This is a genomic window from Variovorax sp. CCNWLW235 (assembly GCF_037204085.1).
In the GTDB taxonomy this organism is placed as follows: Bacteria; Pseudomonadota; Gammaproteobacteria; order Burkholderiales; family Burkholderiaceae_C; genus Variovorax.
This window is the reverse complement of the sequence record NZ_JBBCBW010000014.1, coordinates 1-20,190: the sequence shown is the minus strand read 5'-3', so window position 1 is coordinate 20,190 and position 20,190 is coordinate 1. Positions and strand designations below refer to the sequence as shown.

General features: G+C 63.2%; 18 protein-coding genes, 1 tRNA gene and 1 pseudogene. 7 read left to right on the top strand and 13 right to left on the bottom strand.

Going from position 1 to position 20,190, the window contains the following annotated elements:
• Positions 1-25: 25 nt before the first annotated feature.
• From V9L21_RS16375 to V9L21_RS16320, 12 genes and pseudogenes are all read right to left on the bottom strand, one after another.
• Positions 26-268 (bottom strand): annotated as a pseudogene (locus tag V9L21_RS16375) (IS21 family transposase); the annotation flags it as partial.
• A gap of 855 nt (positions 269-1,123) precedes the next feature.
• Positions 1,124-1,200 (bottom strand) — tRNA-Pro (locus tag V9L21_RS16370).
• 26 nt (positions 1,201-1,226) lie between these two features.
• The gene (locus V9L21_RS16365) at positions 1,227-1,688 is read right to left on the bottom strand and encodes a MerR family transcriptional regulator (protein ID WP_337313570.1); all 462 of its coding nucleotides are present in this window, start codon (positions 1,686-1,688) and stop codon (positions 1,227-1,229) included.
• Between the two features lie 64 nt (positions 1,689-1,752).
• A complete protein-coding gene (locus tag V9L21_RS16360; RefSeq protein ID WP_012747012.1) occupies positions 1,753-2,124 on the bottom strand; it encodes an integration host factor subunit alpha in 372 nt (123 codons plus the stop codon).
• Between the two features lie 5 nt (positions 2,125-2,129).
• Positions 2,130-4,592 carry a phenylalanine--tRNA ligase subunit beta gene (gene pheT, locus V9L21_RS16355; RefSeq protein ID WP_337313568.1) on the bottom strand — a complete coding sequence of 821 codons (2,463 nt, stop codon included), beginning with the start codon at positions 4,590-4,592 and terminating at the stop codon, positions 2,130-2,132.
• A 45-nt stretch (positions 4,593-4,637) separates the two neighbouring features.
• Positions 4,638-5,714: a phenylalanine--tRNA ligase subunit alpha gene (gene pheS, locus V9L21_RS16350; protein ID WP_337313566.1), complete on the bottom strand. Its 1,077-nt coding sequence runs from the start codon at positions 5,712-5,714 to the stop codon at positions 4,638-4,640.
• 114 nt (positions 5,715-5,828) lie between these two features.
• Entirely contained in the window at positions 5,829-6,188 is a 360-nt protein-coding gene (gene rplT / locus V9L21_RS16345) for a 50S ribosomal protein L20 (RefSeq protein WP_012747009.1), read from the bottom strand.
• Between the two features lie 24 nt (positions 6,189-6,212).
• Positions 6,213-6,416 carry a 50S ribosomal protein L35 gene (rpmI, locus tag V9L21_RS16340; protein ID WP_007832497.1) on the bottom strand — a complete coding sequence of 68 codons (204 nt, stop codon included), beginning with the start codon at positions 6,414-6,416 and terminating at the stop codon, positions 6,213-6,215.
• 166 nt (positions 6,417-6,582) lie between these two features.
• Complete coding sequence (infC, locus tag V9L21_RS16335) at positions 6,583-7,197, bottom strand: translation initiation factor IF-3 (RefSeq protein WP_157616638.1); 615 nt, start codon at positions 7,195-7,197, stop codon at positions 6,583-6,585.
• A gap of 103 nt (positions 7,198-7,300) precedes the next feature.
• On the bottom strand, positions 7,301-9,208 hold the full coding sequence (gene thrS / locus V9L21_RS16330; RefSeq protein ID WP_126748902.1) for a threonine--tRNA ligase: 1,908 nt from the start codon (positions 9,206-9,208) through the stop codon (positions 7,301-7,303).
• Positions 9,209-9,533: 325 nt separating this feature from the next.
• On the bottom strand, positions 9,534-10,853 hold the full coding sequence (aceA, locus tag V9L21_RS16325; RefSeq protein ID WP_337295184.1) for an isocitrate lyase: 1,320 nt from the start codon (positions 10,851-10,853) through the stop codon (positions 9,534-9,536).
• 244 nt (positions 10,854-11,097) lie between these two features.
• Positions 11,098-11,526 (bottom strand): gamma-glutamylcyclotransferase family protein, encoded by a 429-nt coding sequence (locus tag V9L21_RS16320; RefSeq protein WP_337313564.1) that lies wholly within the window; start codon positions 11,524-11,526, stop codon positions 11,098-11,100.
• A gap of 36 nt (positions 11,527-11,562) precedes the next feature.
• Here V9L21_RS16320 and V9L21_RS16315 point away from each other — a divergent pair, with 36 nt between their 5' ends.
• Positions 11,563-12,489 (top strand): DMT family transporter, encoded by a 927-nt coding sequence (locus V9L21_RS16315; RefSeq protein ID WP_337313562.1) that lies wholly within the window; start codon positions 11,563-11,565, stop codon positions 12,487-12,489.
• 155 nt (positions 12,490-12,644) lie between these two features.
• Positions 12,645-13,085 (top strand): SWIB/MDM2 domain-containing protein, encoded by a 441-nt coding sequence (locus V9L21_RS16310; protein ID WP_019653319.1) that lies wholly within the window; start codon positions 12,645-12,647, stop codon positions 13,083-13,085.
• A gap of 99 nt (positions 13,086-13,184) precedes the next feature.
• On the opposite strand, the gene V9L21_RS16305 is transcribed toward V9L21_RS16310, so the two are convergent.
• Complete coding sequence (locus tag V9L21_RS16305) at positions 13,185-14,903, bottom strand: thiamine pyrophosphate-binding protein (RefSeq protein WP_337313560.1); 1,719 nt, start codon at positions 14,901-14,903, stop codon at positions 13,185-13,187.
• 93 nt (positions 14,904-14,996) lie between these two features.
• On the opposite strand from V9L21_RS16305, the gene V9L21_RS16300 reads away from it, so the two are divergent.
• From V9L21_RS16300 to V9L21_RS16280, 5 genes are all read left to right on the top strand, one after another.
• Entirely contained in the window at positions 14,997-15,653 is a 657-nt protein-coding gene (locus V9L21_RS16300) for a TetR/AcrR family transcriptional regulator (protein WP_126748897.1), read from the top strand.
• A 146-nt stretch (positions 15,654-15,799) separates the two neighbouring features.
• Entirely contained in the window at positions 15,800-16,783 is a 984-nt protein-coding gene (locus V9L21_RS16295) for a tripartite tricarboxylate transporter substrate binding protein (protein WP_337313557.1), read from the top strand.
• A 51-nt stretch (positions 16,784-16,834) separates the two neighbouring features.
• Positions 16,835-17,998 carry a Gfo/Idh/MocA family protein gene (locus tag V9L21_RS16290; RefSeq protein ID WP_126748895.1) on the top strand — a complete coding sequence of 388 codons (1,164 nt, stop codon included), beginning with the start codon at positions 16,835-16,837 and terminating at the stop codon, positions 17,996-17,998.
• Between the two features lie 10 nt (positions 17,999-18,008).
• Positions 18,009-19,196: a dihydrodipicolinate synthase family protein gene (locus V9L21_RS16285; protein WP_337313554.1), complete on the top strand. Its 1,188-nt coding sequence runs from the start codon at positions 18,009-18,011 to the stop codon at positions 19,194-19,196.
• A gap of 8 nt (positions 19,197-19,204) precedes the next feature.
• On the top strand, positions 19,205-20,083 hold the full coding sequence (locus tag V9L21_RS16280; protein ID WP_337313553.1) for a sugar phosphate isomerase/epimerase family protein: 879 nt from the start codon (positions 19,205-19,207) through the stop codon (positions 20,081-20,083).
• Positions 20,084-20,190 lie beyond the last annotated feature (107 nt).

Here is a 20,190-nt window from a genome sequence, read left to right as displayed (position 1 = left end):
TGATTGCACTTGCATGGTGGATCTATCGCAGATTGCGCCGCTGTTTCCGCGATTTGGTTGCGTCAATCGCGTGGTCGCGAGCTTGCGTGGGCCGAGCTTGCTCGCGCTCGCCCGCTTGGCGTAGTCTGGCGCTTCTTCGCTCGCTGCAGGCACTTCTTCACGGTGTTGCGAGACAGACCTGTACGCCCGGCAATCTCGCGGATGGACACCTGCTCGCGCAAGGTCCAGCGTCCGATGGCACGACACTCAATGTCGCCACGTCTATCACTCCTAGGATTCTCTGCCTTAAAAATGAGCAGGGTAGAGTTTTACGTGGGTCAGTCTTAGACGGAAATTAGTGCGTTAACCCCGCCTTTATCGAAGCGGTCCGGCCGCAACTACAAACCAGGTCCAAAGCCCGCCGCTAAGGTGGGCACCTAAAGAAGTCGCCTCCCGCGTCCCGCCAAGCCCGCTTTACGCGGGCTTTTTTTGGCCTTCGCACGCCTTAACCCAAGCCACGCTTGACTTCAACGCCACCTCACCGAAGAGACGAACACGGATAACTGGTAGACGTAGAGATTGGAACCAAATTCCCTGGTGGCAAATCTGCCGGGTCCCAGAACATTAGCGTCCCTGTGTGTTTGCTCAGATGCGCCCTGTACTTCGGTGGCCAGTCCCACAGATATCCGATTCGCTCTTCTGCGTACGAAGCAGTGAAGTTGTTCCCGGCGTCGGTGAACACGACAGTTTTAGAACCTTCGTCGATGGTGATTTTTGTCATTCCGGCACAATCAAAACGAAGCAGCGCAGCTTGGGCGCTACAACTCGCCGCCCAAGCCAGTAGGACAACCGCTGCAATGTGTCTCGTCTTCATCAAACCTCCCGAAAGAAGTGCGTCGAGAACCTAATCCTGACATAGCCCCATCGACAAGCAAGTTTTTGGATCTGCATAGGGCCGTCATCGACTGCGGTTTACCTCGTTGCGGTTGCCCAACAGCAGGGTTCGGCTCAATGTCAGCAGCCCCTTCTCATCCCAAATCACCCAAGCGCGTAGCAAGTGGTATCAGAACTGATTCCAGAATAGAAAAAGGGCCTGGTTCGTTGGAACCAGGCCCTTCTAAGTCCTTGTTAGACAAGGCAATTCTGGTCGGTGTGAAAGGATTCGAACCTTCGACCCCTTGCACCCCATGCAAGTGCGCTACCAGGCTGCGCCACACACCGAAGCTCTCGATTATAGCCGGCTGAAATCACCGTCCGACGGTCAGCAGCTCACGAATTTCAAAGAGTTCGCGCCGCAGGTGCAGCAATTGCGACGGATCGATCGTGCGAGCGGCACTTTCGGATTCGGGATCGTCCTCGTGAACAGCCGCATCGAACTCTTCCTGATCGATTTCGACGGCCTCCATGCCCTCGAGCGGCACCACGCCTGCCTTGCGGCGATCGCGCTCGCCCTGCACCAGTTCTTGCAGCTTGTTGCGCGCACCGCTGATGGTGAAGCCCTGGTCGTAGAGCAGATCGCGGATGCGGCGGATCATGAGCACCTCATGGTGCTGGTAGTACCGCCGGTTGCCGCGCCGCTTCATGGGGCGCAGTTGCGTGAACTCCTGCTCCCAGTAGCGCAGCACATGCGGCTTGACGCCGCAGAGTTCGCCGACCTCACCGATGGTGAAGTAGCGTTTGACGGGAATGGGCGGGAGCGTTTTCTCCATTGAAATCAAGACCGTGCGCGGGAAACCTTAGAGATTACTCTACGCACCCGCGCAGCACCAAGCACTATTCGGCGCCCAGGCTCCACTCGACTTCGGAAGTGCCGCTCTGCTCGATGCTTCCGTGAATCTGTTCCTTCAGCTTGGCGCTTGCGTGGAAGGTGGCCACGCGGCGCTCGCCGATCGGAATGGCTTCGCCGGTGCGCGGGTTGCGGCCCGGCCGAGGTGCCTTCACACGGATCTGGAAGTTGCCGAAGCCGGAGATCTTCACGTCCGTGCCTTCGATCAGGCTGTTGGCGATGAGGTCGAAAAACGCCTCGACCATGTCCTTGGATTCGCGCTTGTTCAGGCCGATCTGCTCGAACAGCAGGTCGGCCAGGTGCGCCTTCGTGAGTGCGGGCGTTTCGAGGGCTTCGAGCGTGAATTCCGCAGCGTTCATTCTCATCAACCCCTCAGGCGTGCGCCGAGCTTGGCGCTCAATTGTTCGACGATGGCGCGCACGGCCGGCTCCACCTGCTCGTCCGTCAGCGTGGCGCTGTCGTCCTGGAAGCTCAGGCGCACCGCCATGCTCTTCTCCCCTTGCGCCAGTCCGCCCGCCGATGCCGCCACCGCACCGTCGCGCGCGGGTTGCGGGCGATAGATGTCGAACAGCGTAGCGTCCCGCAGCAGCCCCTGGGCTGCTGCAGCCGAATGAATGGTCTGCATGAGCGCATTGTGCGTGACGGCCTCGGCCACCACCACGGCGATGTCGCGCTCGACGGCCTGGTGCTTGGGCACAGGCTTTGCCACAGGCACGGGTCGCGCGGCAACGGCATCGAGGTCGAGCTCGAAAACCACCGGCGCCAGCGCAAAGTCCCACTTCTGGCGCCAGCGCGGATGCAGTTCGCCGACAAAACCGATGGCCTTGCCGTCGATCAGCACGCGCGCCGAGCGGCCGGGGTGCAAGGCGGGATGCTCGGCCGCCTCGAAGCTCGGCACCAGCGGCGCGAGCAATGCCTCGACGTCGCCCTTGGCATCGTAGAAGTCGACCCGGTGCGGCTTGCCGTCCCAGCGTGCTTCTTCGGCATCGCCCCAGGCAAGGCCGGCCACCCGCATCGGCTGGTGTACGCCGCGCACGGTGCTGTCGGTGGTGGCCACGCTGTCGTCGCGCATGAACACGCGGCCCAGCTCGAACACGCGCACGCGCGGCGCCTTTCGGTCGAGGTTGAACTTGAGCACCTGCAGCAGCGAGCCGATCAAGGACGAGCGCATCACGCTCATCTGGCTGGCGATGGGGTTCAGCAGCTTCACCGGATTGGCGTTGCCTGCCAGGTCTTGCTCCCAGTGCGCCTCGACAAAGCTGAAGTTGATGGTTTCCTGGTAACCGAGCGCCGCCAGGCTGCGGCGCACCGCGAAGCGGCTGCGCCGGGCTTCGGGCCGCACGCGTGCCGTAATGGGCGCCAATGGTGCGGTGGTCGGCAGGTTGTTGAACCCGATCAGGCGCGCAACCTCTTCGATCAGGTCTTCTTCGATCAGCAGGTCGAAGCGGTGCGGCGGCGGGGTGACGGTCAATGTGCCCTCACCCTCGCTGAGCGCAAACCCCAGGCGGCGCAGCGCGTCGGCGCATTGCGCCTGCGAGAGCGGCATGCCGATGACGCGCGAGGCGCGCGCCACGCGCAGTGTGACCGGCATGGCTTCGGGCACGTTCAGGATCTTGTCGTCCATGGCGCCGGCCTGGCCGCCGCAGATCTCGATGATGAGCTGCGTGATGCGCTCGATGATCTCGACCGTGCGGCTCGGGTCGACGCCGCGCTCGTAGCGGTGCCCCGCGTCGGTCGAAAAATTGAAGCGGCGCGAGCGGCCCTGAACGGCTTCGGGCCACCAGAAGGCGGCTTCGACGTAGATGTTGCGAGTGTCGTCGGACACCGAGGTCGCGTCGCCGCCCATGATGCCGGCGAGTGACTCGACGGCCTCGTTATCGGCAATCACGCCAACCTTGTCGTCGACGCTGATCGTGTTGCCGTTCAGCAGCTTGAGCTGTTCGCCCGCCTTGCCCCAGCGCACCGTGAGGCCGCCGTGGATCTTGTCGAGATCGAAGATGTGGCTGGGCTGGCCGTACTCGAACATGACGTAGTTCGAGATGTCGACCAGCGGCGTCACGCTGCGCTGGCCGCAGCGTGCAAGGCGCTCGACCATCCATGCCGGCGTGGCCACCTTGGTGTTCACGCCGCGCACGATGCGGCCCGAAAAACGGCCGCAGAGTTCAGGCGCTTCCACCTTCACCGGCAGCACGTCGGCAAACGATGCGGCCACCGACGGGATGGCGGGCGTCTTGAGCGGCGCGCCGGTGAGCGCTGCGAGTTCGCGCGCAACACCGTAGACGCTCAGGCCGTGGGCAAGGTTGGGCGTGAGCTTGAGGGTGAGCAGCGCGTCGTCCAGCTTGAGCACGTCGCGCACATCGGCGCCAATGGGTGCGTCGACAGCGAGCTCGAGCAGGCCGCCGTGGTCTTCGCTGAGCTTCAGCTCGCGCGCCGAGCACAGCATGCCCTGGCTTTCGACACCGCGCAGCTTGCCAAGCTTGATGAGAAAGGGCTTGCCGTCTTCACCGGGCGGCAGTTCGGCGCCGACCAGCGCGCAGGGCACCTTGATGCCGACGCGTGCATTGGGCGCGCCGCACACGATGTTGAGCAAGGCGCCCTGCCCCGTGGCGTCCACCTGGCCTACATCGACTTGGCAGATGCGCAGGCGATCGGCATTGGGGTGCTGCACGGCTTCCTTGATTTCGCCGACCACGATGCGGCTGAAGGGCGGCGCGACGGGGCGGCGCTCTTCGACCTCGAAGCCGCCCATGGTGAGCGTTTCGGCCAATTCGGCGCTGCCGAGGGGCGGATTGCAGAACTCGCGCAGCCAGGATTCCGGGAATTGCATCTCTTCGATCTCGTATTCGGTTTTTCTAGTATTGAGCTGGGGAAGTCACTGGAACTGCGAGAGAAAACGCAAGTCGCCGTCGAAGAACAGCCGCAAATCATTCACGCCGTAGCGCAGCATCGTGAGCCGGTCGGGCCCCATGCCAAAGGCAAAGCCGATGTAGCGCTCGGGGTCGAGCCCCATGTTGCGCACCACGTTCGGATGCACCTGGCCCGAACCCGCGACTTCGAGCCAGCGGCCGGCCAGCGGGCCACTCGCAAACTGGATGTCGATTTCGGCGCTGGGCTCGGTAAACGGAAAGAAGCTCGGACGAAAGCGCAGCACGAGGTCGTCGCTCTCGAAGAAAGTACGGCAGAAGTCCGTGAAGATGACCTTCAGGTCCTTGAAGCTCACGTTCTCGCCGAGCCACAGGCCTTCGCACTGGTGGAACATGGGCGAGTGCGTGGCATCGCTGTCGACACGGTAGGTGCGGCCCGGCGCAATCACGCGGATCTCGGGCGCCTTCACGGCACCGGTGGTGTCTGCGGCTGCAGCCGCAAACTCGGCGGCGTACTTCTTGATGTGCTGATGCGCATAGCGCACCTGCATCGGGCTGGTGTGCGGACGCAGGTTGTACGGAATGCCGTCGTCGCCGTTCAGGTCGACATAGAAGGTGTCCTGCATCGAACGCGCCGGATGGTTCGGCGGGTTGTTGAGCGAGGTGAAGCTGTGCCAGTCGCTCTCGATCTCCGGGCCATCGGCCACGTCGAAGCCCATGCTCGAGAAGATCTCCTCGATTCGCTCCAGGGTGCGGCTCACCGGATGCAAGCCGCCGGGAATGCGGCGGCGGCCGGGCAGGCTCACATCAAGCGCTTCTGCGCGCAGTTGCTGCGAAAGCTCTTCGTCGGCCAGTTGCTGGCGCCGTTCGGTCAGTGCGGACTCGATGGCCTGCTTGGCCACGTTGATTGCGGCGCCGCGCGACTTCTTCTCGTCGACGCTCAGCGCGGCCATGCCCTTCATCAGCTCGGTGATGCGGCCCGACTTGCCGAGGAACTGCGCCTTGGCGTTCTCGAGCTCGGCGGGCGTTTTCGCTTCGGCGAAGGCAGTGCCTGCGGTGGCTACCAGGGAGTCCAACTCGTTCATAGCAACAAAAAATAGGCGGGGAAATAAAAAAAGAGCTGGAGCCTTTTCAAGCGCCAGCCCTTGTGTCGTGGGCGCAGGAGGCTGCCACGAAGACAGCCGCCCTGCTGTACAGGATCAAGCAGCCAGCTTGGCCTTGACCTGCTCCACGATGCCGGCAAAAGCGGCCTTGTCGTGCACTGCGATGTCCGCAAGCATCTTGCGGTCGATCTCGATTCCAGCCTTGCGGATGCCGTTTGCAAACTGGCTGTAGGTCAGGCCCAGTTCACGCGAGGCGGCGTTGATACGCGCGATCCACAGTTGACGGAAAACGCGCTTCTTGGTGCGGCGGTCACGGTAGGCATATTGCCCAGCCTTCATTACCGCCTGTTTGGCGATGCGGAAGACATTACCGCGGCGACCACGGAAACCCTTGGCGAGTGCGAGAACTTTCTTGTGGCGGGCGCGAGCCGTTACACCACGTTTGACGCGAGGCATGTGTGTACTCCTTGTTCGTCTGAGTTAAATGCCACGGCCTGGCAGCATGGCGGCGACGGAAACCATGTTGGTTTCATGCACTGCCACTGCACCACGGAGGTGACGCTTGTTCTTGGTGGTCTTCTTGGTCAAGATGTGACGTTTGAAGGCTTGACCGCGCTTGACGGTGCCACCGGGACGAACGCGGAAACGTTTTTTCGCGCTGCTCTTGGTCTTCATTTTGGGCATATGAATGCTCCTTTAGTTTGTGCTCGTGAGGCGCCGCGGATACTCCACGGACTTGTTGGCCCCGAGACACTTCTTTATTTCGCCCCTGCCGGCACTTCTTTCGAAGCGCCCTCAAAGGCGAAATTCTTTAAAACCCTGCTATCTCTCTGTCACTCAGCCGGCCTTTTCAGGCTGCTGCGGGCGCCGACGTTTCCGACGACGCCGGCTTGGCGGTACCGCCGCCCGGCTTCTTGCGGCCCGGAGCGATCATCATGATCATCTGCCGGCCTTCGAGCTTCGGGAACTGCTCGACGACGATCAGGTCGCCGAGTTCATCGCGAATGCGCTGCAGCAAGGCCAAACCGAGCTCCTGGTGCGTGATCTCGCGGCCGCGAAAGCGCAGCGTGATCTTGCATTTGTCGCCCTCTTCAAGAAAGCGCTTGATGTTGCGCATCTTGATGTTGTAGTCACCATCGTCGGTACCGGGCCGGAACTTGATTTCCTTGACCTCGATGACCTTCTGCTTCGACTTTGCCTCGGCCGCCTTCTTCTGCTCGTGGTACTTGAACTTGCCGTACTCGATCAGACGACAGACAGGCGGGTTGGCCGCGGCAACGACCTCGACCAGATCCACGTCAGCCTCACCGGCGAGGCGCAAGGCCTCGGAGAGACTCATAACACCCAATGGCTCGTTTTCCGGGCCTACAAGGCGGACTTCCGGGGCCATGATTTCCCGGTTCAGGCGGTGTTGGCGTTCCTCGCGGTGGCGGCGGTCGCGAAATGCAGTAGCGATGGTCAGAATCCTTCAAAAGTTGCTACAAAATCTGTAGCGGACGCCGGTCAGTTCTCGCGAACAAGCGGCATGATGGGTCAGGAAACACATGTGAGGGTGCTTCCGGGACAAATCAACGCTTGTCAGCAATATCCTGAACGAGCCGTAGTACGAACGATTCGAGGGACATTGCACCGAGGTCTTGATTGCCCCGGGCGCGCACTGCGACGGCACCGGCTTCCTTCTCCTTGTCGCCCACGACGAGGATATAGGGAAGCTTTTGCAACGAATGCTTGCGTATTTTATACGTAATCTTCTCGTTGTGCAGATCCAGCTGCACCCTAAGCCCTTGATTCTGCAGCGTTTTCGCCACTGAAGCGGCGTAATCGGCCTGCCCTTCGCTGATATTGAGCACCGCCACCTGCACCGGAGCGAGCCACGCAGGCAGCGCGCCGGCATGGTGTTCGATCAGCATGCCGATGAAGCGCTCCAGGCTGCCCACGATGGCGCGGTGCAGCATCACGGGGTGGGCGCGGCCACTCGATTCCGTCACGTATTCGCCGCCCAGGCGCTCGGCCGTATTGAAGTCGACCTGCATCGTGCCGCACTGCCACTGGCGGCCCAACGCATCCTTCAGCGTGTATTCGATCTTCGGGCCGTAAAAGGCGCCGTCGCCGGGCGAGATGATGAAGTCGACGCCCGAACGGCGCAGCGCCTCCATGACCGCATGCTCGGCCTTGTCCCACAGCTCGTCGGAGCCCACGCGGTTGTCAGGCCGCGTGGCCACCTTGTAGAGAATGTCCGTGAAGCCGAAGTCGGCATACACCTTCTGCAGTTGCTCCGTGTACGCAATGCACTCGTCGAGGATCTGGTCTTCCGTGCAGAAGATGTGGCCGTCGTCCTGCGTGAAGCCGCGCACGCGCATGATGCCGTGCAGCGCGCCGCTGGGTTCGTTGCGGTGGCACTGGCCGAACTCGCCGTAACGCAGCGGCAGGTCGCGGTAGCTGCGCAGGTCGCTCTTGAAGATGAGCACGTGGCCAGGGCAGTTCATCGGCTTGAGCGCGTATTCGCGCTTTTCCGATTCCGTCGTGAACATGTTGTCGCGGTAGTTCTGCCAGTGGCCCGTCTTCTCCCACAGGCTCTTGTCCAGAATCTGCGGGCCCTTCACTTCCCAGTAGCCCGTGTCGCGGTAAATGCCGCGCATGTACTGCTCCACCGCCTGCCACACGGCCCAGCCCTTGGGGTGCCAGAACACCACGCCCGGCGCCACTTCGTCGATGTGGAACAGGTCGAGTTCCTTACCCAGCTTGCGGTGGTCGCGCTTCTCGGCCTCTTCGATGCGCTGGATGTACTGGTCGAGCTGCTTCTTGTCGGCCCAGGCCGTGCCGTAGATGCGCTGCAGCTGCTCGTTCTTGGCGTCGCCGCGCCAGTAGGCGCCGGCCAGCTTCGTGAGCTTGAAGACCTTCAGGAAGCGCGTGTTCGGCACGTGCGGGCCGCGGCACATGTCGACGTATTCCTGGTGGTAGTACAGGCCCATGGCCTGCTCGTCGGGCATGTCTTCGACCAGGCGCAGCTTGTAGTCTTCGCCGCGCGACTTGAAGACCTCGATGACTTCGGCGCGCGGCGTCATCTTCTTGACCACGTCGTAATCCTGCGCGATCAGTTCGCGCATGCGCGCCTCGATGGCCGCCATGTCTTCGGGCGTGAACGGGCGCTCGTACGAAATGTCGTAATAAAAGCCCTCTTCGATCACCGGGCCGATGACCATCTTGGCCGTTGGATACAGCTGCTTCACCGCATGGCCGACCAGGTGGGCCGTCGAGTGGCGAATGATCTCCAGGCCCTCATCGTCCTTGGGCGTGATGATCTGCAGCTTGGCGTCGCGGTCGATGACGTCGCTGGCATCGACCAGCTTGCCGTCGACCTTGCCGGCCACTGTCATCTTGGCGAGCCCCGGTCCGATGGACTGGGCAACTTCGGCCACCGAAACCGGGCCGGGAAACTCGCGGCGCGAGTTGTCGGGAAGCGTGATCTGGATCATGGAAAAACCTCGGACGGAAAAACAAAAAAGCGCGGTGATTGCCGCGCTTTGCCTGGTGTGAGAGCTGGAAGAAACCAGCGTGCGCGGTCTACCGGCCTTTTCCTTCGAAGAAGAAAAAGCCGCTGAATCCTTGCGGAGTAGTTCGCGGTGTCATAACCAGGGTGCCTTTCTCGCTCTTGTTGGGTGCAGAGACCGCGATTCTATCCGCTGCCGGTTCAGGCCGCCGGCATCGGGCTTTGCAAGCCCGGACGAAAAAGCCCGGCACAAGGCCGGGCTCCGAGGTGACCGCGAACCGCCTGCGCAGGCGATTCGAGGAACAGCCGAATCAGTGGAACTGCTCTTCTTCGGTCGAGCCGGTCAGCGCCGTGACGCTGGACTTGCCGCCCTGGATGACCGTGGTCACCTCGTCGAAGTAGCCCGTGCCCACTTCCTGCTGGTGCGACACGAAGGTGTAGCCACGGTCGCGTGCCGCGAACTCGGGCTCTTGCACCTTCTCGACATAGGCCGACATGCCGCGCTGCACGTAGTCTTGCGCCAGGTCGAACATGTTGAACCACATCGAGTGGATGCCGGCCAGCGTGATGAACTGGTACTTGTAGCCCATGGCGCCCAGCTCCTTCTGGAACTTGGCAATGGTCGCGTCGTCGAGGTTCTTCTTCCAGTTGAACGACGGCGAGCAGTTGTAGGCCAGCATCTTGCCGGGGTGCACCTTGTGCACGGCCTCGGCGAACTTGCGGGCGAACTCGAGGTCGGGCGTACCGGTTTCGCACCACACCAGGTCGGCGTAGTACGCGTAGGCAACGGCGCGGCTGATGGCCTGGTCCATGCCCTTCTTCGTCTTGTAGAAGCCTTCGGCAGTGCGCTCGCCGGTCAGGAAGGGCTTGTCGTTCTCGTCGTAGTCGCTGGTGATGAGGTCGGCCGCCTCAGCATCGGTGCGGGCGATCACGAGCGTCGGCGTGCCGCAAACGTCAGCCGCCATGCGGGCAGCGATGAGCTTCTGCACGGCCTCGGTGGTGGGCACGAGCACCTTGCCGCCCATGTGGCCGCACTTCTTGACCGATGCGAGCTGGTCTTCGAAGTGCACGCCGCCGGCGCCGGCCTTGATCATGGCCTTCATCAGTTCGAAGCCGTTCAGCACGCCGCCAAAGCCTGCTTCGGCATCGGCAACGATGGGGGCGAAATAATCGACATAGCCCTTGTCGCCCGGGTTCACGTTCTTCGACCACTGGATTTCGTCCGCGCGGCGGAAGGTGTTGTTGATGCGCTCGACCACGTTGGGCACCGAATCCACCGGATACAGCGATTGGTCGGGGTACATCGACGAATAGCTGTTGGCATCTGCCGCAACCTGCCAGCCCGACAGGTAGATGGCCTTCACGCCGGCCTTCACCTGCTGCATGGCCTGGCCGCCCGTGAGCGCACCAAGGCAGTTGACGTAGGGTTCGTTGTTCACCAGTTCCCAGAGCTTCTCGGCACCGCGGCGGGCCAGCGTGTGCTCGATGGGGAACGAGCCGCGAAGGCGCACGACGTCGGCCGCGCTGTAGCCGCGCTTGATGCCCTTCCAGCGGGGATTGGTGGCCCAGTCTTTCTCGAGGGCGGCAATTTGCTGTTCGCGGCTCAGTTGTTCGGTGAGGGTCTGGGGCATGGTCACTCCGTGAGGTTGATTGAAGGTTGGGCGCTGCGGCCGTGGAGTTACTTTAAGCGCAAGCAACACTCTTATGTCTTATAGAAGACATATTTTTAGACCAACAAAATCAACTGCTTACGGCAGTATTTCTCCATGCAAAATTATTTTTCTCATATCGAGAAAAAATATTGCAATGCAGCAGCCAGCCATTTCGCAATGTGCAATCGCCGCCTCAGCTATGAAAAACGATGGCGGCAAGCGCTTATTTGGCGACGGCGTGCGCAATCCAGTCCCCGCTGCCAATCACAGCCCGCCCGCTGATTCGCGCCGGATGAATTTCGTAGACGAGGCATTCGAACTGCCGCGTTCCGGCATTCACCGTCACACGTCGCTTGATGTATTCGCCGGAGTCGTCGTCTGCAACTTCCTCGAGCACGTCGAGCGCCGCCTCCACCTCGGGTTCGATGCGGTAGATCTCGCCCAGCACGCGTCCTTTTCCGTTCAGCACCAGGCCGGGATAGGCACCCAAGTCGTACAAGGTGCCTGCGATTGCAGCGTCGGCCACATGGATCGGTTCAGGCCGAAAGCGCGCGATGTCGTTGCGCCCGCCGCGTCGCAGCGTGCCGTAGACGAAGACATGTCCTGGTGTGCGCACGGCCGGTGCACCATCGAACTTCAGCGATTGCGGCATCATTGAATCCATCGTTCCAACAAGCATTGCAGTCTATTGAACACCGCCGCTCCCGCCTCCAGCCGTCTTGTGGCCTATGGCTGCCTGGCCTTGAGCATGTCGCTCGTCGGCGGCTACGTCGCCCTTTCCAAACCGCTGGTGGCGGCCTTTCCGGTGCTGCTGCTCGCATGGCTGCGCTTCGGCATCGCCGCGCTGGCCATGCCGCATTGGCTTCGGCGCGCGCCGGACGAACCTCCCATGAGTGCGCGCACGCGCGGCCTCGTTTTCCTGGAGTCGTTCCTCGGCAATTTCCTGTTCTCGATCTTCATGCTGTTCGGCGTGAGCCTCACCAGCACGGTGTCCGCGGGCGTGATCATGGCGTCCATTCCCGCGGCCGTGGCGGTGGCAAGCTGGCTCTTCCTGCGCGAACGCATCACGGTGCGCATCGGCCTTGCCATCGGTTGCGCCGCACTCGGCATTGGCTTGCTGGCCCTCACGCCGGCGCATGCACCGGCAACTACAGACGGCGTGGCGCCCTCATCGATGCCCTGGCTCGGCAACCTGCTCGTGTTCTGCGCGGTGCTTTGCGAGACGGCCTACGCGGTAATCGGCAAGTCGCTCACCGGCCACCTGGGACCCAAGCGGATCTCGTCGCTCATCAACCTTTGGGGCTTCGTGCTGTCGATGCCCTTCGGCATCTGGTTCGCACTGCAGTTCGACTTCTCCGCCGTGCGCTTCGGCACCTGGGCCTTGCTCGTGGTCTACGCACTCGCAGCCAGCATCTGGACGGTGTGGCTCTGGATGACGGGCCTGCGCCATGTGCCCGCTGCGCAAGCCGGTGTTTTCGCGGTGATGCTGCCCGTGAGTGCGGCCCTTGTCGGCGTGCTGGTGCTCGGCGAAAGCCTCTCCGCAGCACAGCTCTTTGCATTCGCACTTGCACTCGTTGGCGTGGTGCTGGCGACCTGGCCTGAACGCCGGAGGTGAAAACCTCGGGTTCTCCCCTCTGAAAAAACAACAACTCCCAATGAAAAAAGCTCTTTTTCCCTTGGAAACGCGTTTTTTCTCCTTTAGCATCCGCAATGCCACTGGAGACGCAAGTTTTTCATTGGTGACTGTTCAACCAAAAAAGGAAATCAACCATGGCAACTGCAAAGAAGGCTCCGGCCAAGAAAGCTCCGGCAAAGAAGGCCGCTCCCGCCAAGAAGGCTGCGGCTCCTGCGAAGAAGGCCGCACCGGCCAAGAAGGCAGCCCCCGCCAAGAAGGCTGCTCCTGCGAAGAAGGCTGCACCGGCGAAGAAGGCTCCTGCAAAGAAGGCCGCTCCCGCCAAGAAGCGCACGCCCAACGCCGCGTTCATGAAGGCCCTGACCCCCAGCCCGGCACTCGCCGCTGTGGTCGGTTCGACGCCTCTGCCGCGCACCGCAGTCGTGAGCAAGCTGTGGGACTACATCAAGAAGAACAACCTTCAAGACAAGGCCAACAAGCGCAACATCAACGCCGACGCCAAGCTGAAGGAAATCTTCGGCAAGCCGCAAGTGTCGATGTTCGAACTGGCCGCGCTGATCGGCAAGCACGTCAAGTAAGCGCTCGGGTACTGCGCGTCCATCGCGCTCCCGAATCAAAAAGCCGGCACATGCCGGCTTTTTTTTGGCCGCGAACGGAGATCGGTTCGCGTTGCTAGTTCAGCCCCGCGCCTGCGCCGCACGCGTGATCGACGCCAGCGTGCCGCGTGTCGTGATCACCTCCGGGTCGAGCGGAATCTCGATCAGCGTGCCCGTATCTGCCGCCAGTGCGCGCAGCAGCGCCGCTTCGAACTGTGCGGTTTCCGTCACGCGTTCGGCGGCATATCCATAGGCCCGCGCCAGGCCGCAGAAGTCGGGGTTGCGGAGGGCAGTGCCGCTCGTGCGCTCCGGATATTCGCGCTCCTGGTGCATGCGGATGGTGCCGAACATGCCGTTGTTCAGCAGCACGATGATGCTCTTGCCGCCATGCTGCGAAGCCGTCGCGAGCTCTTGCCCGGTCATCAGAAAATCGCCGTCGCCCGCAATCGTGAAGGCCACCCGGCCGGTCGCAAGGTTGGCCGCAATGCCCGCCGGCACGCCATAGCCCATGGCACCGCTGGTGGGCGCCAGCTGCGTCTTGCTGCCCTTGGCAAGCCCGTGATAACGGAAATAGCGGTGCACCCAGCTCGCAAAGTTGCCGGCCCCGTTGGTAATGGCCGCATCCGGCGGCAGGTGCTTCTGCAGCAGCGCGACCACCTCTGCCATGTCGACCGGGCCGCGGGGCGTTTCAGCCGGCATGCCCGCGAGCGCCTGCGGCTCCAGGTTCGCTTCATAGTCCGCATGCGCCTGCGCCGCCCACTCCTCCCACGGCAAGGTATTGGGCGCACTTAGCACCTCGAGGCTGCGCGCCGCGGCGCTCATCCCGGCGTTGATGGCCAGGTCGGCTTGGTAGACACGGTTGAGTTCTTCCGCGCTCGCGTGGATGTGCACCAGCTTCTGCCTGGCCTTCGGCGCTTCGAGCAGGGTGTAGCCGCCAGTCGTCATTTCGCCGAGCCGCGGGCCGATGGCGATGATCAGGTCGCTGTCTTTCACGCGCTGCGCGAGCTTGGGATTGATCGCAATGCCGACGTCGCCCGCGTAGAGCGGGTGGTGGTTGTCGAAAGTGTCCTGAAAGCGGAAGGCATTGGCAACTGGCAGCCGCCAGTTCTCGGCAAAGCGCTGCAGCGCCTGCGCGGCCTGCGTAGTCCAGCCGCCGCCGCCCGCAATCACCAGCGGCCGTTGCGACTGGAGCAGCAGCTCACGCAAGGTGCGCAGCGAGCCGGGGTCGCTCCAGGGCTGAACGGCGTCCACGCGCGGCAGCGGGCGCGACGCGGTCTGCGTGCGCAGCATGTCTTCGGGCAGCACCAGCACCACCGGTCCGGGCCGTCCGTTCATCGCGGTTGAAAACGCGCGCGCCACGTATTCGGGGATGCGGCTCGCGTCGTCGATGCGCTCCACGCGCTTGGCAAAGCCCTTGGTGCTCGGTCCGAAGAAGCTGCCGTAGTCCACTTCCTGGAAAGCTTCGCGGTCGCGGAAGTCGCTGCCGACGTCGCCGACGAACAGCACCATCGGCGTGGAATCCTGGAAAGCGTTGTGCACGCCGATCGATGCGTTGGTGGCACCCGGCCCGCGGGTGACGAAGCACACGCCCGGCCGCCCCGTGAGCTTGCCATGCGCTTCGGCCATGAATGCGGCGCCGCCCTCCTGGCGGTTGACGATGAAACGGGCGCGTTCACGGTAGGCATGAAAGCCGTCGAGCACGGCAAGAAAGCTTTCGCCCGGAACGCCGAACGCGATCTCCATGCCCTGCTCGATCAGGCATTCGACGATCAGGTGGCCGGCGGGTTGTGATGTACTCATGAGAAGTCGAACCTCAGCTGCAAATGTCTTCGGAATTATGTGCGCCCGCTCCCAACGCTTTGCGTTAATTCACCAAATGGTTAAATTCGTGCGATGAAAGCCGCGAAAGATTCCCCACCCGAAGCCATCGAGCCGCGCTCCCGCGATGCCGATCGCTCGCAACTGGCCATTCTTGCGTCGGCACGCGACGAGTTTGCGCAGCGGGGCCTGGCCGGCGCGCGCATGGACAGCATCGCCGCGCGCGCGGGGCTGAACAAGCGCCTCATCTACTACTACTTCGGCAGCAAGGACGACCTGTTCCTGGCGGTGCTCGAGCGCACCTACGCAGACATCCGCGAGGCCGAGCAGCAGCTGCACCTGGACGAGATCGATCCGGTCGAGGCCATCCGCCAACTGGTTTCCTTCACCTGGCACTACTATCTGGAGCACCCCGAGTTCATCACGCTGCTGAACAGCGAGAACCTTCACTGCGCCGCGCACCTCAAGCGCTCCGAGCGCATCCAGGAGATGAACTCGCCACTGGTGCAGCTGCTCGACACGGTGCTCGAGCGCGGCAAGCGCGACAAGCTGTTCCGCGCCGGCGTCGACCCGGTGCAGCTCTACATCTCGATCGCCTCGCTCTGCTACTTCTACCTGTCGAACAACCACACGCTCTCAGCCGTCTTCGGCCGTGACCTGCGCGCGCCCAAGGCCATGGCGCAGCGCCTCTCGCACATGACCGACCTCGTGCTGGGCTACGTGCTGCACTGAGCCTTTCGGGCGCCCTTTCTCCATCTTCGGGTATTTACCAATCAGCGGCGGTTGCGCCGCGGCGCCAGCCTTCCTAGAATTATCTAATTCACTTATTGGTGAATTAATCGATCAAGACAAGGCGGCCCGACCGCACGGAGACAACCATGAAGCAACTTGCACGCACCACTGCACTCGCCACGCTCACCTGCCTCGCCGCCTTGATGCCCGGTTTGGCATCGGCGCAGAACGGGTATCCCAACAAGCCGATTCGCGTCGTCGTGCCGTTCGCGGCCGGCAGCACCACGGACATCATTGCGCGGGCCATTGCCGACAAGATGGGCCAGAGCATGGGCCAGACGCTGGTGGTGGACAACCGGGGCGGCGCCAGCGGCACCATCGGCCAGCAGGCCGTGGCCACGGCCGCGCCGGACGGCTACACGATCATGATTCACTCGTCGTCGCACACGGTGAGCCCCTCCACCTTCGCAAAGCTCCCGTTCGACACGGTGAACGACTTTGCCGCCGTCACGCCCATCTCGTCGCTGCCCAATGCACTGGTGATCTCGCCTGCGAAGAACATCAAGACGCTGCAGGAGCTGGTCGCCGCGGCCAAGGCCAAGCCGGGCACCATCAACTTCGCATCGGCAGGCCAGGGCAGCGCCACCCACCTCAACGCCGAGAAGTTCAAGATGGCCGCAAAGATCGACGCCACCAACATTCCGTTCAAGGGCTCGGCAGAGGCCGTGACCGAAGTGCTGTCGGGCCGGGTCGACTACTACTTCTCGCCCATCGCGCCGGTCATCGGCCAGATCAAGGATGGCCAGCTGCTGGCGCTGGCGGTCGGCTCGCCCAAGCGCGCGGCCGCCCTGCCCGATGTGCCGACCACGGCTGAAGCCGGTGTGCCGGGCTCCGAGTTCAACTTCTGGATCGGCATGATGGCGCCGGCCAAGACGCCGCGCGACATCGTCAACCGGCTGCACGACGAAGTGGCGAAGGCGCTTGCTTCGCCAGAAGTCAAGGAACGCTTCCTGAAGCTGGGCGCCGATGCATGGACGCTCAAGCCCGAGCAGTTCGACGCCTACATCAAGGACGAAATCAAGACCAACGCGGCGTTGGTCAAGGCTGCCGGCCTGACGCCCGCGCAGTAATCCGCCCTCTTCTTCTATCTCTTTCTCTCCAACTCTTTTTCGGCTGAAGACATGGCTACACAACGACTCGGAATCATCATGCACGGCGTCACTGGACGCATGGGCATGAACCAGCATCTGATCCGCTCGATCTGCGCGATCCGCGCGCAAGGCGGCGTCACGCTGTCCAATGGCGACAAGGTCATGCCCGACCCGATCCTCATCGGCCGCAACGCCGAGAAGATGGAAGCGCTTGCCAAGACGCACAACATCGCGCGCTGGGGCACCGACCTGGACGCGGCGCTGGCCAACAAGGAAGACACCATCTTCTTCGACGCCGGCACCACGCAGATGCGCCCCACGCTGCTGGCCAAGGCCATCCGCGCCGGCAAGCACGTGTATTGCGAGAAGCCGATTGCCACCAACCTGAACGAAGCCGTCGAAATCGCGCGCCTGGCCGAAGGCTCGGGCCTGAAGCACGGCGCGGTGCAGGACAAGCTCTTTCTGCCAGGCCTGCGCAAGCTCGACATGCTGCGCCGCGCGGGCTTCTTCGGCCGCATGCTCAGCGTGCGCCTGGAGTTCGGCTACTGGGTGTTCGAAGGCGACCTGCAACCCATTCAGCGCCCGAGCTGGAACTACCGCAAGGAAGACGGCGGCGGCATGATCCTGGACATGATGTGCCACTGGCGCTATGTGCTGGACAACCTGTTCGGCGAGGTCAAGTCTGTGTCTTGCCTGGGTGCCACGCACATTCCCAAGCGCTGGGACGAAGCCGGCAAGCCCTATGAAGCCACCGCCGACGACGCGGCCTATGCCACCTGCGAACTCACCGGCCACAACGGCGAGCCGGTCATCGCGCAGATCAACATGAGCTGGGTCACGCGCGTGCGCCGCGACGACCTCGTGACCTTCCACGTCGACGGTACCGACGGCTCGGCCGTTGCGGGCCTCTCGAGCTGCCGCGCCCAGTCGCGCGTGGCCACGCCGCGCCCGGTGTGGAACCCCGACGAGAAGCAGATGATGAATTTCTTCGACCAGTGGCAGGAGATTCCGGATTCGCAGGTGTACGACAACGGCTTCAAGATCCAGTGGGAGCACTTCATCCGCCACGTGGTCGAGAACGAGCCCTACAAGTGGACGCTGCCCGAAGGCGCCAAGGGCGTGCAGCTGGTCGAGGCCGCGCTCGAGTCGTGGAAGGAACGCCGCTGGATCGACGTGCCCGCGCTGAAGGTCTGAGGCAGGCAGCATGGCACTTTCGCTGACCCTCCCCACCGCGAGCGGCTCGCTCGCGCCGTACGCCCTGCGTGGCACCGCGCCGGTCAAGCCCGAAGCGGACGTCAAGTTCAACCGCATCGCCTATTCGGCCGCGCACGTGGTGGCCGATCCGCTGGCCGCGGTAGACCCGTGGCTGCAGGCTGCAGTCGACTGGGACACCACCATCGCCTACCGCCGCCACCTGTTCTCTCTGGGCCTGGGCGTGGCCGAAGCCATGGACACTGCGCAGCGCGGCATGGGCCTGGACTGGCCGACCTCGCTCGAGCTGATCCGCCGTTCGCTCGATGCGGCGAAGGACGTGCCCGGCGCGCTGGTGGCCTCCGGCTGCGGCACCGACCACCTGAACATCGACGACGTGAAGAGCGTCGACGACGTGATCCGCGGCTACGAAGACCAGATGGCAGCCATCGAGGCGCTTGGTGGCAAGCTGATCGTAATGGCCAGCCGCGCCCTCGCCCGCGTGGCCAAGAGCCCGGCCGACTACGAGCGCGTGTACGACCGCATCCTGAGCCAGGCAAAGCAACCGGTGGTGCTGCATTGGCTGGGAGACATGTTCGACCCTGCGCTGGCGGGCTACTGGGGCAACAAGGACACCGATGCGGCCATGGACACGGCGCTCGCCGTGATTGCTGCGCATCCGCACAAGGTGGACGGCATCAAGATTTCGCTGCTCGACAAGGACAAGGAAATTGCGATGCGCCGCCGCCTGCCGGCAGGTGTTCGCATGTACACCGGCGACGACTTCAACTACGCCGAGCTGATTGCCGGTGACGGCTTCGGCAGCGAGCCGACGCACGGCAAGAGCGACGCACTGCTGGGCATCTTCGACGCCATCGCGCCCGCCGCGAGTGCGGCGCTGGGCGCACTGGCCCAAGGCAACACCGAGAAGTTCCACGCGATTCTCGGCCCCACGGTGCCGCTGTCGCGCCACATCTTTGCGGCGCCCACGCGCTTCTACAAGACCGGCGTGGTGTTCATGGCCTGGCTCAACGGCCACCAGAAGCACTTCACCATGGTCGGCGGCCAGCAGAGCACGCGCTCGCTGCAGCATTTTGCCGAGCTATTCCGCCTCGCCGATGCGGCCAACCTGCTGGAGCAGCCGGAGCTGGCCGTGCGGCGCATGAAGACGCTGCTCGCACTGCACGGCGTGGAAGGCTGAGCGAGCTCATGCGCGATTTCTCGCAGAACCACGACTGGCTGTCGATCAACACCGCGACCATCCGCAAGCAGTCGGGCATCGAGGTGCCGCTGGACCGCATCATCGACCAGTGCGCCAAACGCGGCATCCGCGCGATCAGCCCCTGGCGCGACCAGGTCGCTGCCGTCGGGCTCGACAAGATCGCGAAGCAGCTGAAGGCTCATGGCATTGGCCTCTCGGGCTACTGCCGCGGCGGCTTCTTCCCCGCGCCCGATGCGCCGGGTCTGAAGGCCGCGCTCGACGACAACCGCCGCGCCATCGACGAGGCAAAGACGCTCGAAGCGCCCTGTCTCGTGCTAGTGGTCGGCGCACTACCCGGTGCTCTCGACGGCAAGGCGGCCTACAAGGACATCACCCGCGCACGCAACGAAGTGCGCGACGGCATCGCCGCCTCGCTGGATTACGCCCGCGAAGTCGGCATGCCGCTTGCCATCGAGCCCTTGCACCCCATGCAAGCGGCCGACCGCGCCTGCATCAACACGCTCGAACATGCGCTCGACATTTGCGACGAGCTCGATGCAGACAAGAGCGGCATGCTCGGCGTGGCGCTGGACATCTATCACGTATGGTGGGACCCGAAGCTGCAGCAGCAGATCGCCCGCGCCGGCCGCGAGCGCTTGCTGGCGTACCACGTCTGCGACTGGCTGACGCCGACACGCGACTTGCTGTCTGACCGCGGAATGATGGGTGACGGCGTCGTGGAACTCAAGAAGATCCGCGGCTGGGTCGAAGAGGCGGGCTTTGCGGGGTTCAGCGAAGTCGAGATCTTTTCGAACCTCGACTGGTCGCAGCGGAGCGGTGACGAGACGCTCGATGTGTGTATCGCGCGGCATAAACAGGCTGTTTGAATTTTTTGTCTGTGGGCGCATTCGGGGTCGTGTTCAGGGCTTGTGCAAAGGCCACCGGGTACTCCCCTCCGCGAATGTCCCCCGGGGCTGCGCCCCTCCTCCTTTAT